The sequence below is a fragment of the uncultured Caulobacter sp. genome, from assembly GCF_947036865.1.
Classification (GTDB): Bacteria; Pseudomonadota; Alphaproteobacteria; order Caulobacterales; family Caulobacteraceae; genus Caulobacter.
Genome location: NZ_CAMQSF010000003.1, coordinates 1 through 21073 on the forward strand (window position 1 = coordinate 1; position 21073 = coordinate 21073).

The window sequence follows — 21073 nt, forward strand, 5'->3', positions numbered from 1 at the left end:
CAACCCTCCACTAAATCCGCAGCCCGGCTGTCCCAAAACTTCTGACGACGGACAAAAGAAAATCCCCTTACGACCCACTCTTTAAAGCCCCAGTGGATCATCCAGAATAAAGCTTCGTGTCAAATCTGTCTCCACGGCCGGGTTCGATTGACACCGGAGCATAAGAACCGTCTTGGTGAGCTCTATGTTCGATTGTCGACGTAGCGCTCGTGGTAAGTCTCGTCGCGCAATAGCCCGCGCGTCGACCGATGCTCAGTCTAACCGCACAAGCGCGCCGCGTATACGCCATTTCGCGCCGAGATGGTCCGCGCCAGATTTCCGCGCTCTTGGGTTGACGAACTTCGCCGCCAACGCCACGCCGATGACGTTCACGTGGGCAATCAAAGCCCTTGACCGCCCGTCTAGGGGCGTTCGGTCTCGGGCGCCTTTCGGAGCAGATTCACCGCCCGCGACCTGAAGCCGCCGATATCGAACGTCAGCGCCAGCGCGCCATAGACCAGGGCGCCGACGGCGGCCTTCACGCTGAGCTTGCCAAATCCGCCGATGGCGGGAATCTGCCTGACGCACAGCGCCATGACGAGGCTCGCCAAGCCGACCTTGAGAAGGACGTCTATGGGGAAGGGAAGGGGGCAGGCCCACCGCCCGAAGAACCACGCGGCGGCGAGGCCGACCGCATAGCTCGCCGTGGTGGCCTGCAGCGCGCCTTCCAGGCCGAAGATGGGAATGAGCGCGACGTTCAGCACGATGTTCAGGACCGCTGGTATCGCCATCGTCAGCACCAGCAGCTTCGTGCGTCGGGCAAGGCCGAAGGCCTGCATGAGATAGTAGGTGGTCACGCCCGAAAGCCAGCCGCTGGCGGCGATCCACGGCGTCACCCGCACGGCGTCCGCGCGCAAGGCGGGGCCGACCATGACTTCGACGAGCGGACGGCTCACGAGGATGAGGCCGACGGCGGCGGGCAGGGTTATCAGGATCAGCAGGGACGCCTGCTCCTTGGCCGCGGCGTTGAGCGCCGCCTTGCCGCCGCGTTCCAGGGCCGCGACCAGCGCGGGCGCCCCGGCCATGTTGAGCCAGATGAAGAGGACTTCGAGGGTCCGGTTCCCCAGGGCGTAGCCGGCGTGGTAGGCGCCCACGACCGACTCCCCGAGCATGCTACCCAGGATCAGGCGGTCGGCGCTGGACAGCACCGTCGCCATGATCAGCGAGGCGGAGACGGGGAGGCCGTAGTTGGCGTATTCGAGCGCGAACGACGGCGTGAACTTGCCGCCGCTCATGCTCGAGATTTCGGTCGGCAGCACCAGAAGGCAGATCACCAACGAGGCGCAGCCCACCCCGAGGAGCGGGGCGGCCCCGCCAAGCCCGAGCTTGACGAGGCCGACGCCCAGCAGAAAGCCGCCGGCGGACTGGAAGACCGACAGCATCGCGACCTTTGTGGTTTCGCCCGCGGCGCGTCGCTTATCGAGGGCGAGCTTGGCGACGCTGTTGGCCAGGCACGAGACTAGCGCCGCGATCAGCGCGGTCTCCAGCGACTTGCCGAGCGGCAACGCCAGGACCACCAGTATGGCGAGCGGCACGGCCGCCGCGCTGAGCCCCCAAAGACGATACAGCGTGGCGAAGTGGTCCGAGAGCTGGCCATCACGCTGGCGGATGGCCCAGAAGCGTACGGTCGAGGCCTCCGTCCAGGAAAGCAGGCAGACCTGAACCAGGCTGCCCGCCGAAAAGCCCAGAACGTACGCGCCGTAAAGCGCGGGGCTCAGGAGCCGGGTAAAGACGACCATCGTCAATATGCCGGTCGCCGCTTGTACGAACGCTACCGGCAGATATCCGAAAATGCCCCGCCAAAACATTAATTATATGCACCCGGTCTTAGAAGGTGGTCCAAGTATAGACCACCTTCCAGTGGTCAAGATCTCAGCGGTTGGGCCGCGAACTGCTTTCTTCCCGCGTATCCGAAAGCCAAGGCTGTCATGAACAGGATCAGCTCGTTCGTAAAAGGCGCTGACGCCAAGGAAACCAACAGAGCGAGGAAAATAAAAGACTGGCAAACACGAAGCCATCCGGCATTTATACGTTCGCCTTTCTTACGAGTCTGAAAAATTCGCAAGAGGAAAACACCAAGGAAGGCGATGTAGGATATGCCACCGATCCATCCTCCCTCTGCGATAATCTTTGGCCAAAACACATCCTGCAAAAATGCGGCGTACTCACGGCTGCCGCCCCATAAAAGGTGAATGTTGTAGGCGTAATAGACGTTGCTATAGCCCCCCTGATACGACGGCGCGCTCCCGAACGCCCCCCCACCCGAGCCGAGCGGAAAAAAGTCGCTGGCTATCCGCCAGGAGGCGTCGGTCATGCCGGCCCGCACCGTGGGAATGGAGCTCTCGCCCCAGAACATGCCGACGTGCTTGAGAACCGCAGCGCCGAAATCCGAAGTGGCTACGAGAAAGCCGCCCATGGCGATCAGTGAGGCGGCGATGATGCGCATGCCGATGTCGAAGCGTTCGCGCCGCTGCATGCGAATGATCAGGAAATTTCCGAGAAGTAGTGCGAATATTTCCTTAATGGAGACGCACAAAATTGCCAATAAAGAAAAGCATATTACGCCCGCCATATTCATTGATGTGCGACGCTTCGAGTATTGATAGGCCATATAAAACGCCGAAAACGTATACAGCCACGCAAGTTCCGTAGGGTGGTGAAAGAGGCCGCGCGGTTGGATAAATCCGCTTTTAATTTGAAGAATTTCCCCGTGAATATCGGATTTGCGTAGATAGTCTAGCGCCATAAACGGCGTGTTTATGATTGCTATAATTATCATTGTCCTAAGGACTGAGCTAATGATGCGCTCCGGGTCCTTGGAATTTGAAAATATATAGCACATGGCAAGGGCGAATACGGCGATTTTCGCGTCGAGCAATATCGCGATGAGCCCGGATTGTGGCTGCAGTACCCCGCCGAGCTGATTAGATATTGCACCCAAGTAAAGAAATAGTGCGTAGAGCAGGAAAAAGAAAACCGGGAGAACGTCTCGGCTGCGAATAACGTACGAAATTGCAAAAGGTAGGGCGAGAACCGCAGTTATCTCATCGAGCAGCGAGGGGGAATATCTATATGCAAACGCGAGCAAGATGTAGTGTAATAACACATAAAACATACACGCGAAATTCGTAAAGTCTTCCGAGCTCAATCCTCGGGACCGTTTGGGCTTGGCTAGGGTGCGGTGGTTCTCGTACATGGAGGAATGCGCTGTGGTCATTTTCGCCTCGGGCTGCCCCCTCATATTGGGAAAGTCCGCCAGGCGCCATCATCAAAGTGGCAAGAGCGACTTGAGTGCTCAACAAGAGGGGATGGGATGCAATTAAGGGGAGAGTCCGTTGGCCTTGAGGGGGGCGCGGGAAAATACAACGGCATTCAATGCCTAAGGCTTGTTGCGGCCTTCATTGTAATATTGATGCACTCTACTTTCTATTTGAAGGAAAGGCTAGTTCCAGAATATCCTATATGGCTAAACGGCGCTCGTGGTGTGGATATATTCTTCACGATAAGCGGATTTGTCATGTTCGTATCCTCAAAACGTCTCAGTGGGATTTCGGGGATAAAGACGTTTTGTGAGAAGCGAGCGATTAGGATATTGCCGCTCTACTGGTTTGTGACGACGTTGAAATTGGCCATCATGATAGTGGTGCCTGGAGTTGCTCTGCATTCATCTATAGAAGCTGTATATGTATTAAAGTCTTACCTTCTTATTCCGAGTGAAAATGTTGAGGGCAATGTGGAGCCGTTGCTCGGAGTTGGTTGGACGCTCATATTGGAGTTTTTCTTCTATGGGGTCTTTGCAATCGGCCTCTTGGCGAGACGTAAGATTTTGGAATTCTGTAGCATAGTTTTGTTAGCGTTCTTCGCGATCTCATTCTTTAGGTCTAGCAATTGGCGGCGTACAGAATATATTTCGACGCTAGAGTTCTGGAATTTCTCCTTGGCATGATAATCGCTCAGTTTCTGGAGCGGCATGCGGTCCCAAGCGTTATATCTGTTTTGGCTGTATTTGTTGGAGCGGCCTACGTCGTCTTTGGTCGCGGACTTGACAACGTCTTTCTGAATTCACTCGCCGTCCCCCTTGCTGCGGCAGCGTTGGTTTTTGGCGTGGCGAGCTCCGAAGGGCGCTGGGGTTCCCTCTTTCCGCGGTGGATGATCTATATGGGGGCGGTTTCCTATGCGCTCTACTTAATTCATCCGATAGTGGCTCCAGTTGCTCCTGTTATATTGAGAAAACTATCGATTGTGTCGCCGCTATTGTCGATCACGCTGAGTGTGACAATATCGATTATTGCATCAATATTATTATATGAGTTAGTCGATCGTCCGGTAGGTTCTTTCCTTAATAGATTGATAAAAGGGAATCAGACTCACTGATCACTCGCTTAATTCATACAAAGTAATGAGTGATCTGCTCAGAGATATAGGATTTTTCCTTAATTCTGCACAGCGATTTAAATTCTCACGGGGTGGTGATCAGGCGGGAAATGGGGTTCTGTGGCTGTTTGCTATCCAGCTTGAGGCCTTTCGCCTCTTTGGCGACGGCCTCAAGCCCGGCAGACGGAGCTCCGTAGTAGCTGCGCGCGCCATTCGCTCATTGCGCGGCTTTCTGCTCCCCAAACCACACCGGCTTCGCCTCGAACTTCAGGCCCAGCGGGTCCGGCGCGCCCGGGTAGTAGTCGCTGCTGATGATCTGGGCGCCGGAGCGTTCGGCCGAGCGCAGGCGGGCCAGGTCGTGGTTGCGGGCTTCCGTGGTGTCAGCGTCGCTGCGGGTGCGGACCAGGAAGCCTTGGGCGACCAGGGCCTTGATGCGGGCCTCCTCGGGGCGCGGGTCCTGGATGTTGAACACCGCCGCCTCCGGCTCGTTCTCGGCGTAGAGGCCAAAGAGCACGCGGCCCTTCAGCGACGGATGGCCGGCGCGATAGGCCGCCTCGATGCGCGGGTTGGCGTCGAGCACCATCAGGACCTTGCCGCGCGCGGCCTCGGCCGTCGGCCAGCCGCCGCCGGTGACGCCGTCACGCAGGGTGGCGCGGGCGCCGCGCACGTCGTCGGGCGTGATGATCCGGTCCCGGCCGAAGGTTTTCAGGGCGTCGGCGTCCAGGCCGGCGAAGTCGGCCTCGGTCCACAGCGGCGGGTTCGGAATGGCCGGGGTGTTGAACGGCTCTTCCTTGGTGTTGACGAAGATGACGAGCGCCTGGTGGCCGGGGTGGGCCTTGGACCAGGTCGCCACCTCGGTGAAGCAGTCGATCAGGCGCAGGCAGTGGGTGCGGTTGTCGACCACCGGCGCGTGCAGCACCTTGGCGCCGGGACCCTTCATGATCGCGGCCTTGGCCGGATCGTTGGCGTAGGGGCCGGCATAGAGCCCGCCGGCGGTGTCGGCATAGGGGTCGAACTCCAGCTGGCGCAGTCCGAGGTTCAGCTGGGCCTGGATCGGCGGATGGCCGTATTCGACGCCGCGCGAGTGCTCGCCCATCACCTGCCGCTGGTGGGCCAGGGCGGCCGGATCGAGCTCGGGACGGTAGCTGTTGTGCGAGCCGAGCCAGCGCAGGGTGTTGAGCTTGGGCGTCTCGGCCGCGACGGCGGAGAGGGCGAGGGCCGACAGGGCGGCGGCGAGAAGCAGGGGGCGAACCGGCGACATGGCGACCTCATCTTGCAAGAGAAGGGCGCGGGCCGGCCTTGGACCAGCCCGCGCGAGTTGACGCCCTCCCGCGGAAGGGAGGGCGTTGGGGATGGCTTAGAACTTGCCGCGGAGCGTCAGCGAGACCGTGCGGCCCCAGTGATAGATCTCCATCGGCTGGTCGGTGGTCTTGCCGTAGGTGTAGCGGACCTCGTCGCTCAGGTTCGAGCCTTCCAGGGTCACGGCGTATCGCGGCGTGATCTGGTAGGAGAGCGAACCGTCCAGCGAGCCGTACGGGGCGATGTAGGACTGGGCCGTCGTGGTGCTGCCGATCGACTGCAGATAGCGCGAACGCCAGAACCAGCCGAGGCGGGCGCTGAGCGGACCCTTCTCATAGTAGCCGACCAGGTTGTAGCTGGTCTTGGACAGGCCCACGAGGTCGTCCTTGATCTGGCGATTGCCGGCGAAGTAGTTGGCCTTGCTGTCGACGAGGGTCACCGAGGCCTGCACGCCCAGGCCGCTGAACAGGCCGGGCAGGAACGACAGCGACTGGTTGTAGGCCGCCTCGAAGCCGCGCACTTGCGCGTCGCCGCCATTGACGTTGGACGACAGCAGCACGTCGCCGCGGCCCGGCACCTGGATCGTGACGTTCTGGGCGGTGATGTAGTCGTCCATCTTCTTGAGGAAGACGGCGGCGGTCACGGCCGTGGTCGGGGCCGGGTACCATTCCAGCGAGGCGTCGTACTGCTTGGCCAGGAAGGGGTTCAGGTCCGGGTTGCCGCCCGAGGCCGTCGGCGAGTCGCGCGAGACGCTGATGCGCGGGGCGCTGTCGGTGACGTTCGGACGGTTGACGACGCGCGAGGCGGCGAAGCGGGCGATCAGGTCCTCGCGCAGCTCGGCCTTGATGTTCAGGCTGGGCAGCCAGTTCTTGTATTCCTTCAGATAGCCGACCGGTACTGGGGTCGAGCCGCTGGTCAGCGTGCCGCTGGCCAGCTGCTTGGTCTCGGCATAGCGCACGCCGGCGTTGCCGCTGACCGGCACGCCGCCCAGGTCGAACTTGAAGTCGCCGCGCACATAGGCGCTGTGGATCTTCTGGTCGACGATGAAGGAGTTGCGCAGGTCGGCCGCCGACAACGGCTGGGCCGCGACGGTCGGGGTGTAGAGGCGGTTGTAATAGGCGTCGCGGGTCGGGCTGACCCAGGCGCGCGGGGTATTGCCCGAGAAGTTCGACAGGAAGCCCGAATAGGGCATCGGCTGGTAGAAGCTGGCGCCCAGCGTGCTCAGCGGCACGTTGAGGATGTCGTTCAGCACCCAGTCGCGGCGCAGATAGGTGCGGTTCAGATTGTGCTGCTCCGCGCCAAAGGCGATCTTGGTGAACCAGCCCGAGAACACCCGCGCGCCGTCCAGGCGGAAGGTCTCGTCGGTGTCGCGCGAGTCCTTCCAGGTGTAGTCGAAGGCCTGGCCGACGAAGTTGGCCGGATTGGTGTAGTCGACCGGGGTGGTCAGCTGCGGAATGGCCTTGTAGCCGCGCGAGAAGTCGTAGGTCAGCGGCGCGAAGAAGGCGATCCGGTCGCGGGTCGTGGCCTTGCCGTCCGGGTGATAGCTGCGGGCGCGCGAATAGCCGTACTCGGCGTTGAAGGTCCAGGCGCCGGGCGTCCAGGCCTGCTTGACGCCGAAGATCGCCAGGTCGTGGCGGTTCAGGCTGGTCTCGCGCGAGGCCATCCAGCGGACATTGTTGATCGTGGCCCCGACGACGGTGTCGCCGACCACCTTCTGGCTGCCGGCCACGAACTGCGGCGTGGCGAAGGTGGTGTCGTCCGGATAGATGTCGAGGCCGAACTCGTCATAGTCGACGTCCAGGCGGGTCACCAGGATGTCGAGATCGGTCTGGAAGTCGCCGTTCGGCTTCCACTGGCCCGAGATCGCGCCCGACGACAGCTTGCGGTGCTCGGTCTCGATGGTCGGACGGGTGCGCGAGGGCGTGTAGAAGCCGCTGCCCAGCACCGACTTGAACTTATCGAGGTTCCAGCCGACCTGGTACAGGCGGTCGTTGCGGACGTGGCGCTCGTCATAGAGGCCCGAGGCCAGCAGGCCCAGGGTCTTGGCCTCGTTGGTCCAGCTCAGCAGGCCCGAGGCCGACGGGTCGGCCTTCTTTCGCACGTCGTTATAGGTCTCGCGCACCGAGAAGGCGGCCTTCTTGCCCAGGTCGAACGGCTTGAAGGTCTTGATGTTGATATTGCCGCCCAGGGCGCCTTCATCCATGTCGGCGGTCGGCGTCTTGACGACCTCGATCTGCGAGATCAGCTCGGTCGGCAGCACCTCGAAGCGGAACTGGCGGCCCTTGGCGCCGCCGTTCTCGATCAGGTCGTTGACCGCGATCGAGCGGCCGTTCAGCTCGGTATACTGGAACTGCGGGCCGAGGCCGCGAACGCTGACATACAGGCCCGCGCCGCGCTGGCGGTCGATGGTGACGCCGGTCACCAGCTGCAGCGCGTCGGCGGCGTTGCGGGTCGGGAATTTGCCGATGTCCTCGGCGTTGACGGCGTCCAGGCCGTAGGCGGCGCTGCGCTTCAGCGCGGCGGCGGCCTGCAGGCTCTTGCCGTACGAGGTGATGACGACCTGGTCGACGGTGGTGGCGTCAGCGGCCGGAGCGGCCGGCTCGGCGGCGAAGGCTTGGCCGGCGCCCAGGGCGGCGAAGGCCAGGACGGCGACGGCGCCCGCGCAGCGGGCGGGCTTGGTGGAGCGGATCATGTATCCCCCGATCTTGGTTGGCCCGCGGGGAGGCGCGGGTCGGGGGAGAAGAACGGAAGCCGGGTCCCGCCGCCTCAGTCGGCGGCGGGTGAATTATTTGCGACGACCTGTTGAAAACTCTCGACTTTTATCCGTCTCAGGACGATTTGACCCCCGGGGAGATGAAGAGGTCGCCCTCGCGGGTCAGCCGGGTTTTCACCGGCAGCAGGGCCTCAAGGCCGGCGGCGACGTCGCTCATGCGCTCGATCCGCAGCGAGCCGGAGAGGCGCAGGTTAGAAAGCGCCGGATCGGTCAACTCCACCCGCCGGCCGGCGGCGCGCGACAGCCGTTCGGCGGCCTGGGCCAGGGTGGCGCCGGTCAGCACGACACGGCCGCTGGTCCAGGCCGCGTCGCCCGCGACGTCGCCGGCCTGGACCGCGCCGGCCGCCGGTGCGGTCTCGACATAGCGCTCGCCCGGACGCAGCACGACGCTCGGGGCTCCAGCCTGGCTGACGCGCAGCGAGCCTTCGACCAGCGACACCGTCAGACGCCGGCCGCCGGCCACGTTGAAGCGGGTGCCCAGCACGGTCAGGGTCCGCCCGGACGCGGCCACCGTGAACGGCCGCCGCGCGTTGTGCGCCACCTCGAAATAGGCGTCGCCCTTCCGCAGAGCGACGTCGCGCGCGCCGAGGGTGAAGCGGCTCTCCAGCCGCCCGCCGGGGCTCAGGGTCACGCGGCTGCCGTCGGTCAGGGTCAGGTGGGCGGCGGCATGGTCGGGCGCGGTGAAGACACGCGTCTCGACCCTCGTCGACAGCGTCACGCCCACCGCCAGGGCCGCCGCGACGGCGAGGCCGAGGCCAGCGATCACGAGGCGTCGGACCAGCGACCGGGGCGCGGCGACGCGGTCGAGGCCGGCCTCGCGGCGCGCGGCCTGGCGCATGGCGCGCACGGCGGGATCCTCCGCCGCCAGGCCCAGAGCCATCCAGGCCTCGCGCGTGCGGGCGATCTCCTCGCGGGCGGTGGCCGAACTGGCGGCCCAGGCGTCGAGATAGGCCTGTTCGGACGCGGTCAGAGGGCGGGTCAGGCTGGCGGCCAGCAGTTGGCCGGGATCGGGCAAGCCCTCTTCGGGACTAATGGTCATTCGGGGCCTCGATCGCCTCGCGCAGCCGCGACAAGGCGCTCATCATGTGCTTTTCGACCGCGCTGACGGATAGGCCGAGCCGCTTGGCGACCTCGGCCTGGGTCAGGTTCTCGAACCGGCAAAGGACGAAAACCGAGCGCGCGTTGGGGTGAAGATCGTCGAGCGCCGCCACCAGGCGATGCAGGCGCTGGCGGCCCGCCACCGCCGCCTCGGCCGAGGGCTCGTTGGCGGGAAGGGCGGGGTCGACCTCGACGTGGCGGCCGCTGGCCCGGGCGCGCTGGTGGCGCTCGTGGTCGACCAGGGTGTTGGAGGCGACGGTGAAGATCAGACCGTCCGGATTGTCCCAGCGAAGATGGGAGAAGCGGCGCGACAGGCGCATGAAGACCTCCTGCGTCAGATCCTCGGCATCCTCCACCCCCAGCGCGCGGCGGCGGAAGAAGCTCAGCAAGGGGCGGCGATAGCGGGCGACGAGGGAGTCGAAACGCGGCGCGTCGGTCGACGGGCCCTTCGGGGCCGAGTCGAGCGCGTCGTTCGGCGGCTCGCCCGTGGCGGGCGCGCCGTCTTGGAAGGTCAGAACGCCCATCGAAGCCTCGCGGACAGGTAGCGGCCCCAGTGATGAATCTCCATCGGCTGGTCGCGGCTCTCGCCATAGACGAAGCGGCGCGCGTCGGCCAGATTTACGCCTTCGAGAGACAGGGTCGTCGCCGAATTGACCCGCCAAGCGGCCGCGCCGTCCAGCGAGCCGAACGCCGCGGTGGTCGAGGGCGCGGTGACCGAACTGCCGATCGTGGTCAGGTAGGGCCCGCGCCAATTATAGGCCAGGCGCACCGAGCCGCGGCCCTTCTCGTAGAAGACCACGCCGCTATAGGTGGCGCGCGACAGGCCCAGCAGCGCGTTGCGGATCACCCGGTCGCCGGCGAAATAGTTGGCCTGGCTACGCACCAGCGTGACGGCGGCCTGGACGCCCAGGCCGTTCAGCGGCGCCGGGGCGCGGCGAAACACGCGGCTGAACGAGGCTTCCACGCCCTGGATCCGCGCGTCGCCGCCATTGACATTGGTCGACAGCAGGATCTGGCCGCGACCGGGGACCTCGATGAAGGTGTTCTGGGCGGTGATGTAGTTGTCCAGCCGCCGGTCGAACACCGCCAGGCTCACCGCGCCGCCGGCTGGCTGGTACCATTCCAGCGACGCGTCGAATTGCGTGGCCAGGAACGGGTTGAGCTCGGGATTGCCGCCGTTGGCCGTGGGCGTGTCGCGCGCCAGGGTGATGCGCGGGGCGCTGTCGATGACATTGGGCCGGTTGACCACGCGCGAGGCGGCCAGACGCAGCAGCAGGTCGCCTGTCAGGTCGATCCGCAGATTGCCGCTCGGCAGCCAGTTGCCATAGTCCTTGCGCCATTGGGCGGGCAGGGGGTCATCGCCGCTCGAGACCACGCCGATGGAGCGCTGGCGCGTGGCCGCGTAGCGCAGGCCCGCCTCGCCGCTGACCGGACGGCCCAGCAGCGTCGTGGCGAAGTCGTAGCGGACATAGGCCGCGCGGATGGCCTCGCGCACCACGAACGAGTTGCGCAGGTCCGCCAGGGACGGGGGCTGGGCGGCGACCTCGGGCGTGTAGAGCAGGTCGTAGAAGGCGCGGGCGTTCGGCGCCACCCAGCGGCGTGGCAGATCGGCGGGCGTTCCGGAAAGAAAGTCCGAGACCGGCGTCTGGCCATGGAAGGCCGGCCCCAGGCTGGTCAGCGGCGTCCCGACCAGGGTGTTGAGGTTCCAGTCGCGCCGCCGATAGTCGCGCTTGCGGATGTGGACCTCGCCGCCGAACGACAGCCCGCCCGCCGGCAGATCGCGACGCAGGTCAATCCGATAGAGCTGGTCGCTGTCGCGCGAGTCCTTCCAGGTGTAGTCGAAGGTCTGGCCCACGAAATTGGCCGGATTGGCGTAGTCGACCGGGGTCCGCAGGGTCGGGCCGCCGCTGAGGCCGTGTCCGAAGTCGTATTGCAGCGGCGCGAAGAAGGCCACGCGGGCGCGCACCGTGCCGCGCCCGTCCGGATGATAGCTGCGGGCGCGGGAGAAGGCGTAGTCGGCGTCCGCGGTCCAGGCGCCGCCGGTCCAGCGCTGATGAAGGCCCAGCGCGACCAGGTCGTGGCGGTTCAGGCTGGTCTCGCGCGAGGCCATCCAGCGGGCGTCGTTGATGGTTCCGGCCTGCACCGTGTCGCCGACGATCGTCTGGCTTCCGGCCACGAAACGTGGGTTCGAGACCGACGGATCGTCGGGATAGATGTCGAGGCCGTACTCGTCGTAGTGCGCGTCGAGCCGCGTCGCCAGCAGGTCGGCTTCCAGCGACCAGGCCTTGGACGGTCGCCACTGTAGCGTGACGTCGCCAGACACCGTCCGGCGATCCTCCAGCTCGAGGGTCGGGCGTGTGCGGGTCGGGGTGTAGAGCCCGGGACCCAGCACCGAGGCGAAGCGGTTGAGGTTCCAGCCGACCTGATAGAGCCGGTCGTTGCGGATGCGCCGCCGCTCGGCGACGCCGCCGGCCAGGACGCCGAGGCGGCCGCTGTCGTCGACCCAGCTCCACACGCCCGAGACCGAAGGGTCGGGCTTGCCGGTCTGGCCCCGCGACATCCGCAGCGACGCGACCGAGCGTCGGCCCCGGTCGAGCGGCTTGAACGTGCGCACGTCGATATTGCCGCCCAGGGCGCCTTCATCCATGTCGGCGGTGGTCGACTTGGCGACTTCGATCTGGTCGATGACGTCGGCGGGCAGGACCTCGAAGCGGAACTGCCGCCCGCGAAAGCCGCCGTTCTCGACGAGGTCGTTCAGGGCGATCGGCCGGCCGTTCAGCAGCACGTTCTGGAACTGCGGCCCCAGGCCCCGGACGCTGACATAGAGGCCAACGCCCCGGTGCCGCTCCAGGCTGACCCCCGGCGCCAGTTGCAGAGCCTCGGCGGCGTTATAGGCCGGCAGGCGGGCGATGTCCTCGGCGCTGACCGCGTCCAGCACATAGGCGGCCGCACGCTTGGCGCCGAGCGATCGGTCGAGGCTGGCCGCGTAGGCGGCGGTGATGGTGACCGGCGTGAGCGTGCGCGGCTCCGCATCGGCGGGGGCGGCGCTCATGGCGGCGGGCGGCGGGGCCGGCGCCTTGGCCCTTTCGAGCACGAAGACGCCGCGCCGCACCTCGCGGACCGTGGCGCCGGTCCCGGCGACCAGGACCTCGATCGTCGCGCGCACCGGCAGGCCGCGCGGGGCGGGGCGGCCATGGCGTCCGGCGACCAGGTCGGGCGGATAAAGGATCAGCACGTCGCGCTCGGCGGCCAACCGCGTCAAGCTCTCGCCAAGCCCGGTCGGCGTCGCCGCCATCGCCCCCGAGGCGGCCAGCCCGGCGACCAAGGTCAGACAGGTGCGAAGTGAAGACGGCATGCCCGGCGTGGCGGCCCAAGGCTGAAAACCTAGGTCCCTTACCGACGGGTGATGACAGAAGGGCGACAGACGGCGGGAAGCTTCACCGTCCTGGAGCGCTAATCACCGCGCAGCACCGGCGCCGGCCGCTGCGACAGGGCCAGGCCCGCCGCCACCAGGCCGCCCAGCGTCGTCAGGCCCGTCGCGCCGCCGATCAGCGCCAGGACACCGCCCCAGTCGACGCTCCAGTGGGCCTCGAACACCTTGACCACGACCGGCCAGGCGGCGGCGAAGCCGAGCGCCAGGCCCGCCGCGCCGGCGATCAGGCCGACGGCCCCGTACTCGATCAGATAGGCGGCCAGGATCTGGCCCCGCGTCGCGCCCAGCACCTTCAGGGTGGCCGCCTCGCGAGCCCGGGCGCGGGCGCCGGCGGCGATGGCCCCGGCCAGGACCAGCAGGCCCGCCAGACCGGCGACCGCCGCCGCGCCCCGGATCGCCAGGGCCAGCCGCTCGAACAGCGCCGCCGCCGCGTCCAACTGCTCGCGCACGCTGATGACGTTCACGGAGGGGAACTGGACGCCCAGGGCTCGGGTCAGAGCCGCCTCGCGGTCGCGGCCCAGGCGGGCGATCGCCACGCTGCGCAGGTCCGCGCCCTCCAGCGTCGAGGGATTGAAGATCAGCGCGAAGTTCGGGCCAAAGCCGCCGAAATCGACCTTGCGCAGCGCCGCCACCCGCGCCTCGATCTCGCGGCCCAGGATCAGCATCGTGATGCTGTCGCCGACCTTCAGGCCGGCGGCCTGCGCCATCTCGACGGTCAGGGCGACCTTCGGCGGGCCCGTGTCGTCGGCGCGCCACCAACGGCCGGCCACGACACCGGCGTTGCGCGGCTCGGCGGCGGCCAGGGACAGGCCGATGTCGTTGTCGAACGCCCAGCGTCCGGACGGCTTGATCGCCTGGATGTCGACCGGCTTGCCCTTCAGCGCGACGATCCGGCCGGTGGCGAAAGGCATGCGCAGATAGGTCTCGTCGCTCAGCGGGCCCATCACGCCGGCGACCGCGGCGTCGAAGGCCTCGGCGCGATCGGCGGGGATCTCGGTGAACACCATGGCCGGAGCGGTGCGGGGCGCCACATCGCTGACCTGGGCCAGCAGCGCCGACTGGATCAGCACCACGCAGGCGACCAGGGCGACGCCGAGGCCGATGGCGGGGCTGGCGGTATGGGCGGCCGAGCCCGGTCCGGCGAGATTGGCGAGGCCCAGCTTGATCGGCCCCCGGGCGAGGCGCCGGGCTCGACCAGCGGCCCAGGCGGCCGCGCGTCCGAGGATGGCGAGCAGGCCGAACGCGACGGCGACGCCGGCCATCATGATCGCCGCCGCCAAGGGCGTGGGGGCGGTGACGATGGCCAGGGCGGCGAGGCCCGCGCCCGCCAGCGCCGCGCCGATCGTCTCCAGGCCGAACGGCGGCCGGGCCTTGGGCGCGCGCCGGAACAGGGCGGACGGCGGCGTCGCGCGGGCGCGGGCCAGAGGCACGAGCGAAAAGGCCGCCGCCGCCAGGACCCCGAACAGGCCCGCCTTGATCAGCGGCCAGGGATAGAGCTTGAACAGCGCGGGAATGGGCAGGCTGGAGCCGACGGCCTGGCCCAGGGCCAGCGGCGCGGCGGCCCCGATCGCAAGACCGATACCGACGCCCAGCAGCGCCAGCACGCCGATCTGGATCAGGTGCAGGTCGCGGATCAGCCCGCTCTCCGCGCCCAGCGCCTTCAAGACCGCGATCGCCGGCTCGCGGCTCGAAAGATAGGTCGAGACCGCGCCCGCCACGCCCAGACCGCCGGCGACCAGCGAGGCCAGGCCGATGAAGCTGAGGAAGTATTCCAGCTGATCGATCAGCCGCCGCGCGCCGGGGGCGGCGTCGAGGCGGTCGCGCACGCGGAAACGGGCGTCGGGGAGGGCCTTCTGGATCGCCTTGCCCGTGGCGCGCGGATCCTGCCCCTGCGGCAGGTCGACCCGCACCGTGCGGCCGAACAGCCCGCCGGCCGCCAGCAGGCCCGAGCGCTCCAGCACGTCGGCGCGGACCAGCACGCGCGGGGCGATGGCGAAGCCGCGCGAGAGGCCGTCGGGCTCGCTGACCAGGCGGGCGCGCACCACCAGGGTGAGAGCGCCGGCCTCGAACCGGTCGCCGATCTTCAGGTGAAGACGATCGAGCAGGGCCGGCTCGACCGCCGCGCCGGGCAGGCCGTCGTGGTCGGCCAGCGCGCCCGCGAGGCTGCCCGCGCCGTCCAGCTTGACGACCCCGGCCAGCGGAAACCGCCCGTCGACGCCGCGCAGGCTCACGAGGCGGCGCTCGCCGCTCGGTGCCTGGGCCATGGCGTTGGCGCTGGCCGTATAGGTCGTGGGGCCCAGGCGCTGGATCGCGGCGCGCTCCTTGTCCGTGAAGTCGCGGTTCTCGACCGAGAACGACAGATCGCCGCCCAGGATCTCGCGCGCCTGACTGGCCAGACCCTGGCGGAAGGCCTCCGCCGTCGAGCCGGCGGCGGCGATCGCCGCGACGCCCAGCGCCAGGCAGGCCAGGAAGATCCGAAAGCCGCGAACGCCCGAGCGCAGTTCGCGAGCGGCGAGGCGGAAGGCCAGCGGCGCCATGGCTCAGGCCTGGATCTGGCCGTCGGCCATCCGCACGATGCGGTCGGCGCGGGTGGCGAGGGCTGGGTCGTGGGTCACCATGACCAGCGCCGCGCCGACCTCGGCCACCAGGTTGAACATCAGGTCGGCAACGGCCGTGGCGGTCGCGCCGTCGAGATTGCCGGTCGGCTCGTCGGCGAACAGCAAGGCGGGGCGCGCGGCGAGAGCGCGGGCCAGGGCGACCCGCTGCTGCTCGCCGCCCGACAGCTGGTGCGGATAGTGGCTCAGGCGACCGGAGAGGCCCACCCGCGCCAGCCAGTCGCGGGCGGTGGCGATCGCGTCGCGCGCGCCGGTGATCTCCAGCGGCGTGGCGACATTCTCCTCGGCGGTCATGTTGGGCAGCAGGTGAAAGGCCTGGAACACCAGGGCCGCCCGACCGCGCCGCAGCCGAGCCCGCGCGTCCTCGCCCAGCTTGGCCAGATCCTGCTCGAACAGCCGCACCGTCCCGGCCGTGGGCTCCTCCAGGCCGGCGGCGACGGCGATCAGCGAGGACTTGCCCGACCCGGAAGGACCGACGATCGCCACCCGCTCGCCGGACGCGATGGTCAGGTCGACGCCGCGCAGGATCTCGACGGGACCGGCGGCGGAGGGCAGGGTGAGGGCCACGGCGTCGAGCTGCAAGGGCGCGGCGGGGGAGGCTTCGGTCATCGGGTTTCCTGCGCGGCCGGGCTTGTTCCGTCGGTGCTCGACCTAAATAGGAAGCATGAACGCCACCGCACACCGATTTCCGAGCCGCCGCCTCATTTTGGTGGGGCTTGGCCTGCTGACCCAGGGCGCCGCCGCGCCCAAGCCGCCGGTCGTGACCGTGCTGGGCGACTCGATCACCGCGGGCCTTGGCCTGCCGGCGCGGGACGCCATGCCGGCCCAGCTTGAGGCGGCGCTGGCGCGACGCGGCGCCTCGGCCGTCGTCCGCGCGGCCGGCGTGTCGGGCGACACCTCCGGCGGCGGTCTGGCGCGGGTCGGCTTCAGCGTCGGCGCCGACACCAGGGTCTGCGTCGTGGCCCTGGGCGGCAACGATCTTCTGCAAGGCGTCGATCCGGCCCAGACCAAGGCCAATCTGCGCGGCATTCTCCAGAAGCTGAAGGCGCGCGGCGTCCGCGCGGTGCTGGTCGGCGTCGCCGCGCCCCCGACCATCGGCGCCAGCTACGCGCGGGACTTCAACGCGATCTATCCGAACCTGGCCAAGGAATTCGGCGTCCCGGTCCTCGCCAACATGTTGGCCGGGGTTCGAGGCGACCCGTCCCTGATGCAGCGCGACGGCATTCATCCCAACGCCGCCGGCGCCAAGCGCATCGGCGAAGCGCTCGCGCCGCTGGTGGCCAAGGCGCTCGGGCGCGCCGCGGCTTAGGCGCGGCTGCGAAGCGGGCAAAGCCATCCGATCGTGACCTTCAGCTGGCGATGGGCTAGATGCGCCTTGTGTCGGTGAACCCAGCCTTTCCTTCCGTCGAAGCGATCGCGGACCAGGCCCTCGATCTGGTCGCTTCCGGCGGCCTCGCGGAGCTGACTCTGCGGCCCCTGGCGACCAGGCTCGGGGTGAGCGTCCCCGTGATCTCCTCGCGGATGGGCAGCAAGGAGCAGTTGATCGAGCGTGTGACCGAGCACGCCCACGCGCGCGATGTCGCCTTCCACGCGCGCTGGCTGGCGCGCCAGCGTGATCTTGGACCCATGGACGCGGCCGCCCGCGCGGCCCTGGTCGAGCTGGCCCTTCGTGATTGGGTCGAGGCCGAGCGCCGCCAGCTCATTCTGCTGATCGAGCTCGTGCACGACTACGCCTTGCGGCCCGACCGATCCTCGGCCCTCGAGAGATGGCTGGAGGAGGCGGGGCGGTTCTGGTCGCGCCTGCTGTTCGACGACCCTGACCTGGCCGATTTCGCCATGGGCTACGCGCTCGACGAGGCCGGATTCTCGCTGAGCGCCGGCGACAATCCGCTTTATGTGCTGTTGCGGGTCCTTGGCCTGCAGCGGCTGACGCGAGGCATGTTCCCGGGAGACGAGACGGCGACCGACACCGCGAGCGCGCTGATCGCGATGCTTGATCCGCCCGCGCCGCCGAGCGTCGAGGAGAGCGATCCCAAGCGCCAGCGCATCGCCGATCGCGCCGCAGACCTGATCGTCTCGTCCGGCATCGAGCGCGTGACCCACCGGTCGGTCGCGCTGGCCGCGGGCATGCCGGCCTCGACGGTCGTCTATCACTTCGGCGCCCGCGCCAGCCTTGTGGCCGCCGGCCTGCATACGGTGATCGCGCGGTTCAGCGCGCGGCAGCGTGACGCGCGTTCGGGCGAAGACGGCGCCTGGAAGGCCGAGCCGAGCGCGCAGGATCTGCTCAAGGCGACCTCGATGATCGCCCTGGCCGCCGTCCGAGAGCCGAGCCTGGCCTCCTACGCCCTCGACATGCGTCGCCGGCGCGGGGAGAACGTCCGCCCGGGCGATCTTCCCAAGCTTGGCCTCGGCGTCGGCGCCGGGTTCGACCGCCTGGCCGGGCAGGTCTTCTCCGTCGCGGTGTTCGGCATGGGCATGATCGGCCTGGCCTGCAAGCGGCCGCGCGACGAGCATTACCAGGGCGCCTTCGCCCGTTTCGAGGCGTGGCGACTCCGTTCCGTCGCTTGAGTCTGGGCGAGCCCGTTTCGGCGTCACCGAAGCGGGATGGGCGGGCCTAGGAGCCCCTTGACCCTTCTTGTCGGCCAAGAGCGCGCCGGCGATCCCTTGCGTTTGTTACGGGGCGGGCGGCACGGGGCTAGCCGCGATCCGCGCAGAATGCCGTCAACTGAACAAGTGTCTCCAGCTATCAGGCGGGTTCCGGGTTTGGCCGCCCGCGCGATAATGTCCTTATCCCTCCTATTGCCGGAAAATCTCAACACCGGTGGGCGTCGGTCGAGCGCGGAAAAAGGGCGACGTGAAGTGCTGATGGTTTTGAACAACTGTTATTCTCCTGTCATGCTCGCGCTCTAAAGGGAGCCTCGGTCTCGCCGTCTCGACGGCCCCGCGAGGGGTCTGGCGTGACGACCAGTTCAGGGGGTTTCCAATGAAGTGTCGTTTCTCGCGGGCGCTGATGGCCAGCGCCGCCACCGTGCTGCTCAGCCTCGGCGTCACCGAACAAGCGTGCGCCCAGGCCAAGGCGTCGAGCGCGCCGCTGGCCGGATCCGAAAGCGTCGGTCTGGAGGAGATCGTCGTCACGGCCCAGCGCCGCGAGGAGAAGGCGCGGTCGGTGCCGATCTCGATCACCTCGGTCACCGGCCAGGCGTTGGAAAACAGCGGCTACACCGCCCTGACCGACCTGCAGTACGTCGTGCCGGGCGTGCAATACGATCCGACCCAGGGCGCGGCCTTCCAGATCCGCGGCGTCGGCAGCACCTCGTTCGACTTCTCCAACGCCAAGTCGGTCAATGTCGTGGTCGACGACGTGGTCATGGACGCCCAGCGCGACAACGGCCTGATCGGCCTGACCGACGTCCAGCGCGTCGATGTGCTGATGGGGCCGCAAGGCACGCTGTTCGGCAAGAACTCGACCTCGGGCGTCATCGCCATCACCACCAACAAGCCGGTGATCGGCCAGTTCGCCGGCAATGGCTATGTCAGCTATGGCGAGCGCAACGACCGGATCGCCAACGCCACGGTCAATCTGCCGATCAGCGACCACGCCGCCCTCCGGGTCTCGGGCTTCGCGCAGGGCCAGGACGGCAAGGGCCGCTATGTCGTCCTCGACCGCAACCTCGGCCGCGTCGACGAATATGGCGTTCGGGGCAAGCTGCTGCTTCTGCCCGCGCCGGCGCTCGAGGTGGTCGTGGCGGGCGAATACACCCACCACGTCGACACCAGCATCCGCGTTCCGGTTGGCGGCCCGGCGGGCACCAGCTTCGCCCCGGCCGCGGCGGTGACCGCTCAGCAGATCGCCCTGGGCGTCCGGCCCGGACCGGAAAACGCCGACAGCGCCGACGGCTCCATGGGCCACATCCGCACGGTCAACTCCGGCGGCTCGATCCACGCGACGTACCAGCTCGGCGAGCACACGCTGACCTCGATCACCGCCTATCGCGAAACGGCTTACGACAACGACACCCCGGCCGACCTGCTGCCGGGCAATCTCTACGCCTATATCCCGTTCAACGAGGGGCGGCTGAAGACCAAGAAGTTCAGCGAGGAGGTGCACCTGGCCTCGCCGACCGGCCGGCCGGTCGAATATCTGCTGGGCGCCTTCTACAACGACCTGAACGCCAAGCAGACGCAGCTGCAGTGGGGCACGCTGGGCGCGCCGCTGTTCTCGCCGACGGGCGTCCGCACCCCGACGCTGTACGCCCTGACCGGCGCGTTCGACCCGATCACCCGGGCCCTGCTGGGCAACGCGGTCAAGTTCGACGCCACCAACCGGGCGGCGGCCGTCTTCGGCCAGGTCAAGATCACGCCGGTCGAACGGCTGAGCGTGACGTTCGGCGGCCGCTACAATCACGATCATAACAGCCAGACCATCGGCTATCTGAACATCGATCCCGTGCCGGTGGCGGGCTATACCCCGACCTTCATCGCCACCAGCTCGGCCCCGACCAGCGACTTCCGCTCCGGCTCGGTCAAGGGCGGCCGCTTCACCTACCGCATCGCCCCGCAATTCCAGATCACGCCGGACGCCATGGTCTACGCGACCTACGCGACTGGCTATAAGCCGGGCGGCGTCGCCTTCGTCGGCAACCGCTACGACCCCTACAACGCCGAGTCGGTGAAGAGCTGGGAAGTCGGCTTCAAGAGCGAGCTCTTCGACAAGCGCGTGCGGTTCAACGCCGACGTCTTCTCGTCGAAGTTCACCAATTTCCAGGCGACGATCCTGACGCCGGTCACGACGGGCGTCGGCGGCTTCATCCTCGCCTCGGCGATCGGCAACGCCCCGGGCCTGCGCTCGCGCGGCGCCGAGACCTCGATCGCCGTGCGCCCGAGCCGGGACCTGACGCTGGGCGGATCGCTGACCTACACCGACGCCGAGTTCACCAACTACGTCGCCAGCCCGACGGCGAACTATACCGGCACCCGCCTGACCAACGCGCCCAAGTGGCAGACGTCCCTGACGGTCGATTACAGCCGCGAGGCCGGCGCCAACCTGACCCTCAAGGCGCATCTGGACTACGCCTATCGCAGCGAGACCCAGACGGTCACCGGGGCCATTCTCGGCGACATCCTGGCGCCGCCGGTCGCCCGGGCCGACGGCACGTCGACGCCCAACTCGACCTATTCGCGGATCCCGGCCTATGGTCTGCTGAACGGCCGTCTGAGCCTGGTCAAGCTCGACAACTCCGTCGAGTTCGGCGTCTATGGCCGCAACCTACTGAACACCTATTATTCGACCGGCTGGCAGATCTACGGCGCGCTCGGCCTGCTGCACTACACCACGCCCAACGCCTACCGGACGCTGGGCGCCTTCGCCAAAGTCAACTTCTGACCTCGCCGCCGAGCGGAGCCGGCGTGGTCGTCCACGCCGGTCTCCCGCGGCGCGCCTCA

The 21073-nt window shown here is 67.4% G+C and carries 14 protein-coding genes; 5 read left to right on the forward strand and 9 right to left on the reverse strand.

The window, feature by feature from the left end; genetic code table 11:
• Window positions 1-401 precede the first annotated feature (401 nt).
• Together Q0V34_RS03425 and Q0V34_RS03430 are read right to left on the reverse strand one after the other, a co-directional pair.
• A complete protein-coding gene (locus tag Q0V34_RS03425; protein ID WP_367272025.1) occupies window positions 402-1847 on the reverse strand; it encodes a lipopolysaccharide biosynthesis protein in 1446 nt (481 codons plus the stop codon).
• Window positions 1848-1903: 56 nt separating this feature from the next.
• Window positions 1904-3256 carry a hypothetical protein gene (locus Q0V34_RS03430; protein WP_297507748.1) on the reverse strand — a complete coding sequence of 451 codons (1353 nt, stop codon included), beginning with the start codon at window positions 3254-3256 and terminating at the stop codon, window positions 1904-1906.
• A gap of 96 nt (window positions 3257-3352) precedes the next feature.
• Between Q0V34_RS03430 and Q0V34_RS03435 the strand changes: the two genes are divergently transcribed.
• Entirely contained in the window at window positions 3353-3985 is a 633-nt protein-coding gene (locus tag Q0V34_RS03435; RefSeq protein ID WP_297507751.1) for an acyltransferase, read from the forward strand.
• Window positions 3982-4413, forward strand: a complete 432-nt coding sequence (locus tag Q0V34_RS03440) for a hypothetical protein (RefSeq protein WP_297507754.1) — start codon at window positions 3982-3984, stop codon at window positions 4411-4413. The genes Q0V34_RS03435 and Q0V34_RS03440 overlap by 4 nt, the downstream gene beginning before the upstream one ends.
• Window positions 4414-4630: 217 nt before the next feature.
• On the opposite strand, the gene Q0V34_RS03445 is transcribed toward Q0V34_RS03440, so the two are convergent.
• From Q0V34_RS03445 to Q0V34_RS03475, 7 genes are all read right to left on the reverse strand, one after another.
• Window positions 4631-5674, reverse strand: a complete 1044-nt coding sequence (locus Q0V34_RS03445; protein WP_297507758.1) for a phosphatidylinositol-specific phospholipase C domain-containing protein — start codon at window positions 5672-5674, stop codon at window positions 4631-4633.
• Window positions 5675-5770: 96 nt separating this feature from the next.
• Window positions 5771-8404 (reverse strand): TonB-dependent receptor, encoded by a 2634-nt coding sequence (locus tag Q0V34_RS03450; protein WP_297507761.1) that lies wholly within the window; start codon window positions 8402-8404, stop codon window positions 5771-5773.
• 136 nt (window positions 8405-8540) lie between these two features.
• Complete coding sequence (locus tag Q0V34_RS03455) at window positions 8541-9524, reverse strand: FecR family protein (RefSeq protein WP_297507764.1); 984 nt, start codon at window positions 9522-9524, stop codon at window positions 8541-8543.
• A complete protein-coding gene (locus Q0V34_RS03460) occupies window positions 9514-10107 on the reverse strand; it encodes a sigma-70 family RNA polymerase sigma factor (protein ID WP_297507767.1) in 594 nt (197 codons plus the stop codon). Before Q0V34_RS03460 ends, Q0V34_RS03455 begins: the two co-directional genes overlap by 11 nt.
• Window positions 10095-12938, reverse strand: coding sequence for a TonB-dependent receptor (locus tag Q0V34_RS03465; protein ID WP_297507770.1), 2844 nt, complete (start codon window positions 12936-12938; stop codon window positions 10095-10097). The genes Q0V34_RS03460 and Q0V34_RS03465 overlap by 13 nt, the downstream gene beginning before the upstream one ends.
• Window positions 12939-13036: 98 nt before the next feature.
• Window positions 13037-15553: an FtsX-like permease family protein gene (locus Q0V34_RS03470; RefSeq protein ID WP_297507773.1), complete on the reverse strand. Its 2517-nt coding sequence runs from the start codon at window positions 15551-15553 to the stop codon at window positions 13037-13039.
• 3 nt (window positions 15554-15556) lie between these two features.
• Window positions 15557-16240 carry an ABC transporter ATP-binding protein gene (locus tag Q0V34_RS03475; RefSeq protein ID WP_297507776.1) on the reverse strand — a complete coding sequence of 228 codons (684 nt, stop codon included), beginning with the start codon at window positions 16238-16240 and terminating at the stop codon, window positions 15557-15559.
• A 55-nt stretch (window positions 16241-16295) separates the two neighbouring features.
• Between Q0V34_RS03475 and Q0V34_RS03480 the strand changes: the two genes are divergently transcribed.
• The 3 genes from Q0V34_RS03480 to Q0V34_RS03490 all read left to right on the forward strand — a co-directional run bounded on the left by Q0V34_RS03480 (window position 16296) and on the right by Q0V34_RS03490 (window position 21014).
• On the forward strand, window positions 16296-16940 hold the full coding sequence (locus Q0V34_RS03480) for an arylesterase (RefSeq protein ID WP_297507779.1): 645 nt from the start codon (window positions 16296-16298) through the stop codon (window positions 16938-16940).
• Between the two features lie 59 nt (window positions 16941-16999).
• A complete protein-coding gene (locus tag Q0V34_RS03485) occupies window positions 17000-18199 on the forward strand; it encodes a TetR family transcriptional regulator (RefSeq protein WP_297507781.1) in 1200 nt (399 codons plus the stop codon).
• A 415-nt stretch (window positions 18200-18614) separates the two neighbouring features.
• On the forward strand, window positions 18615-21014 hold the full coding sequence (locus Q0V34_RS03490; RefSeq protein WP_297507784.1) for a TonB-dependent receptor: 2400 nt from the start codon (window positions 18615-18617) through the stop codon (window positions 21012-21014).
• The last annotated feature ends 59 nt before the right edge of the window (window positions 21015-21073 follow it).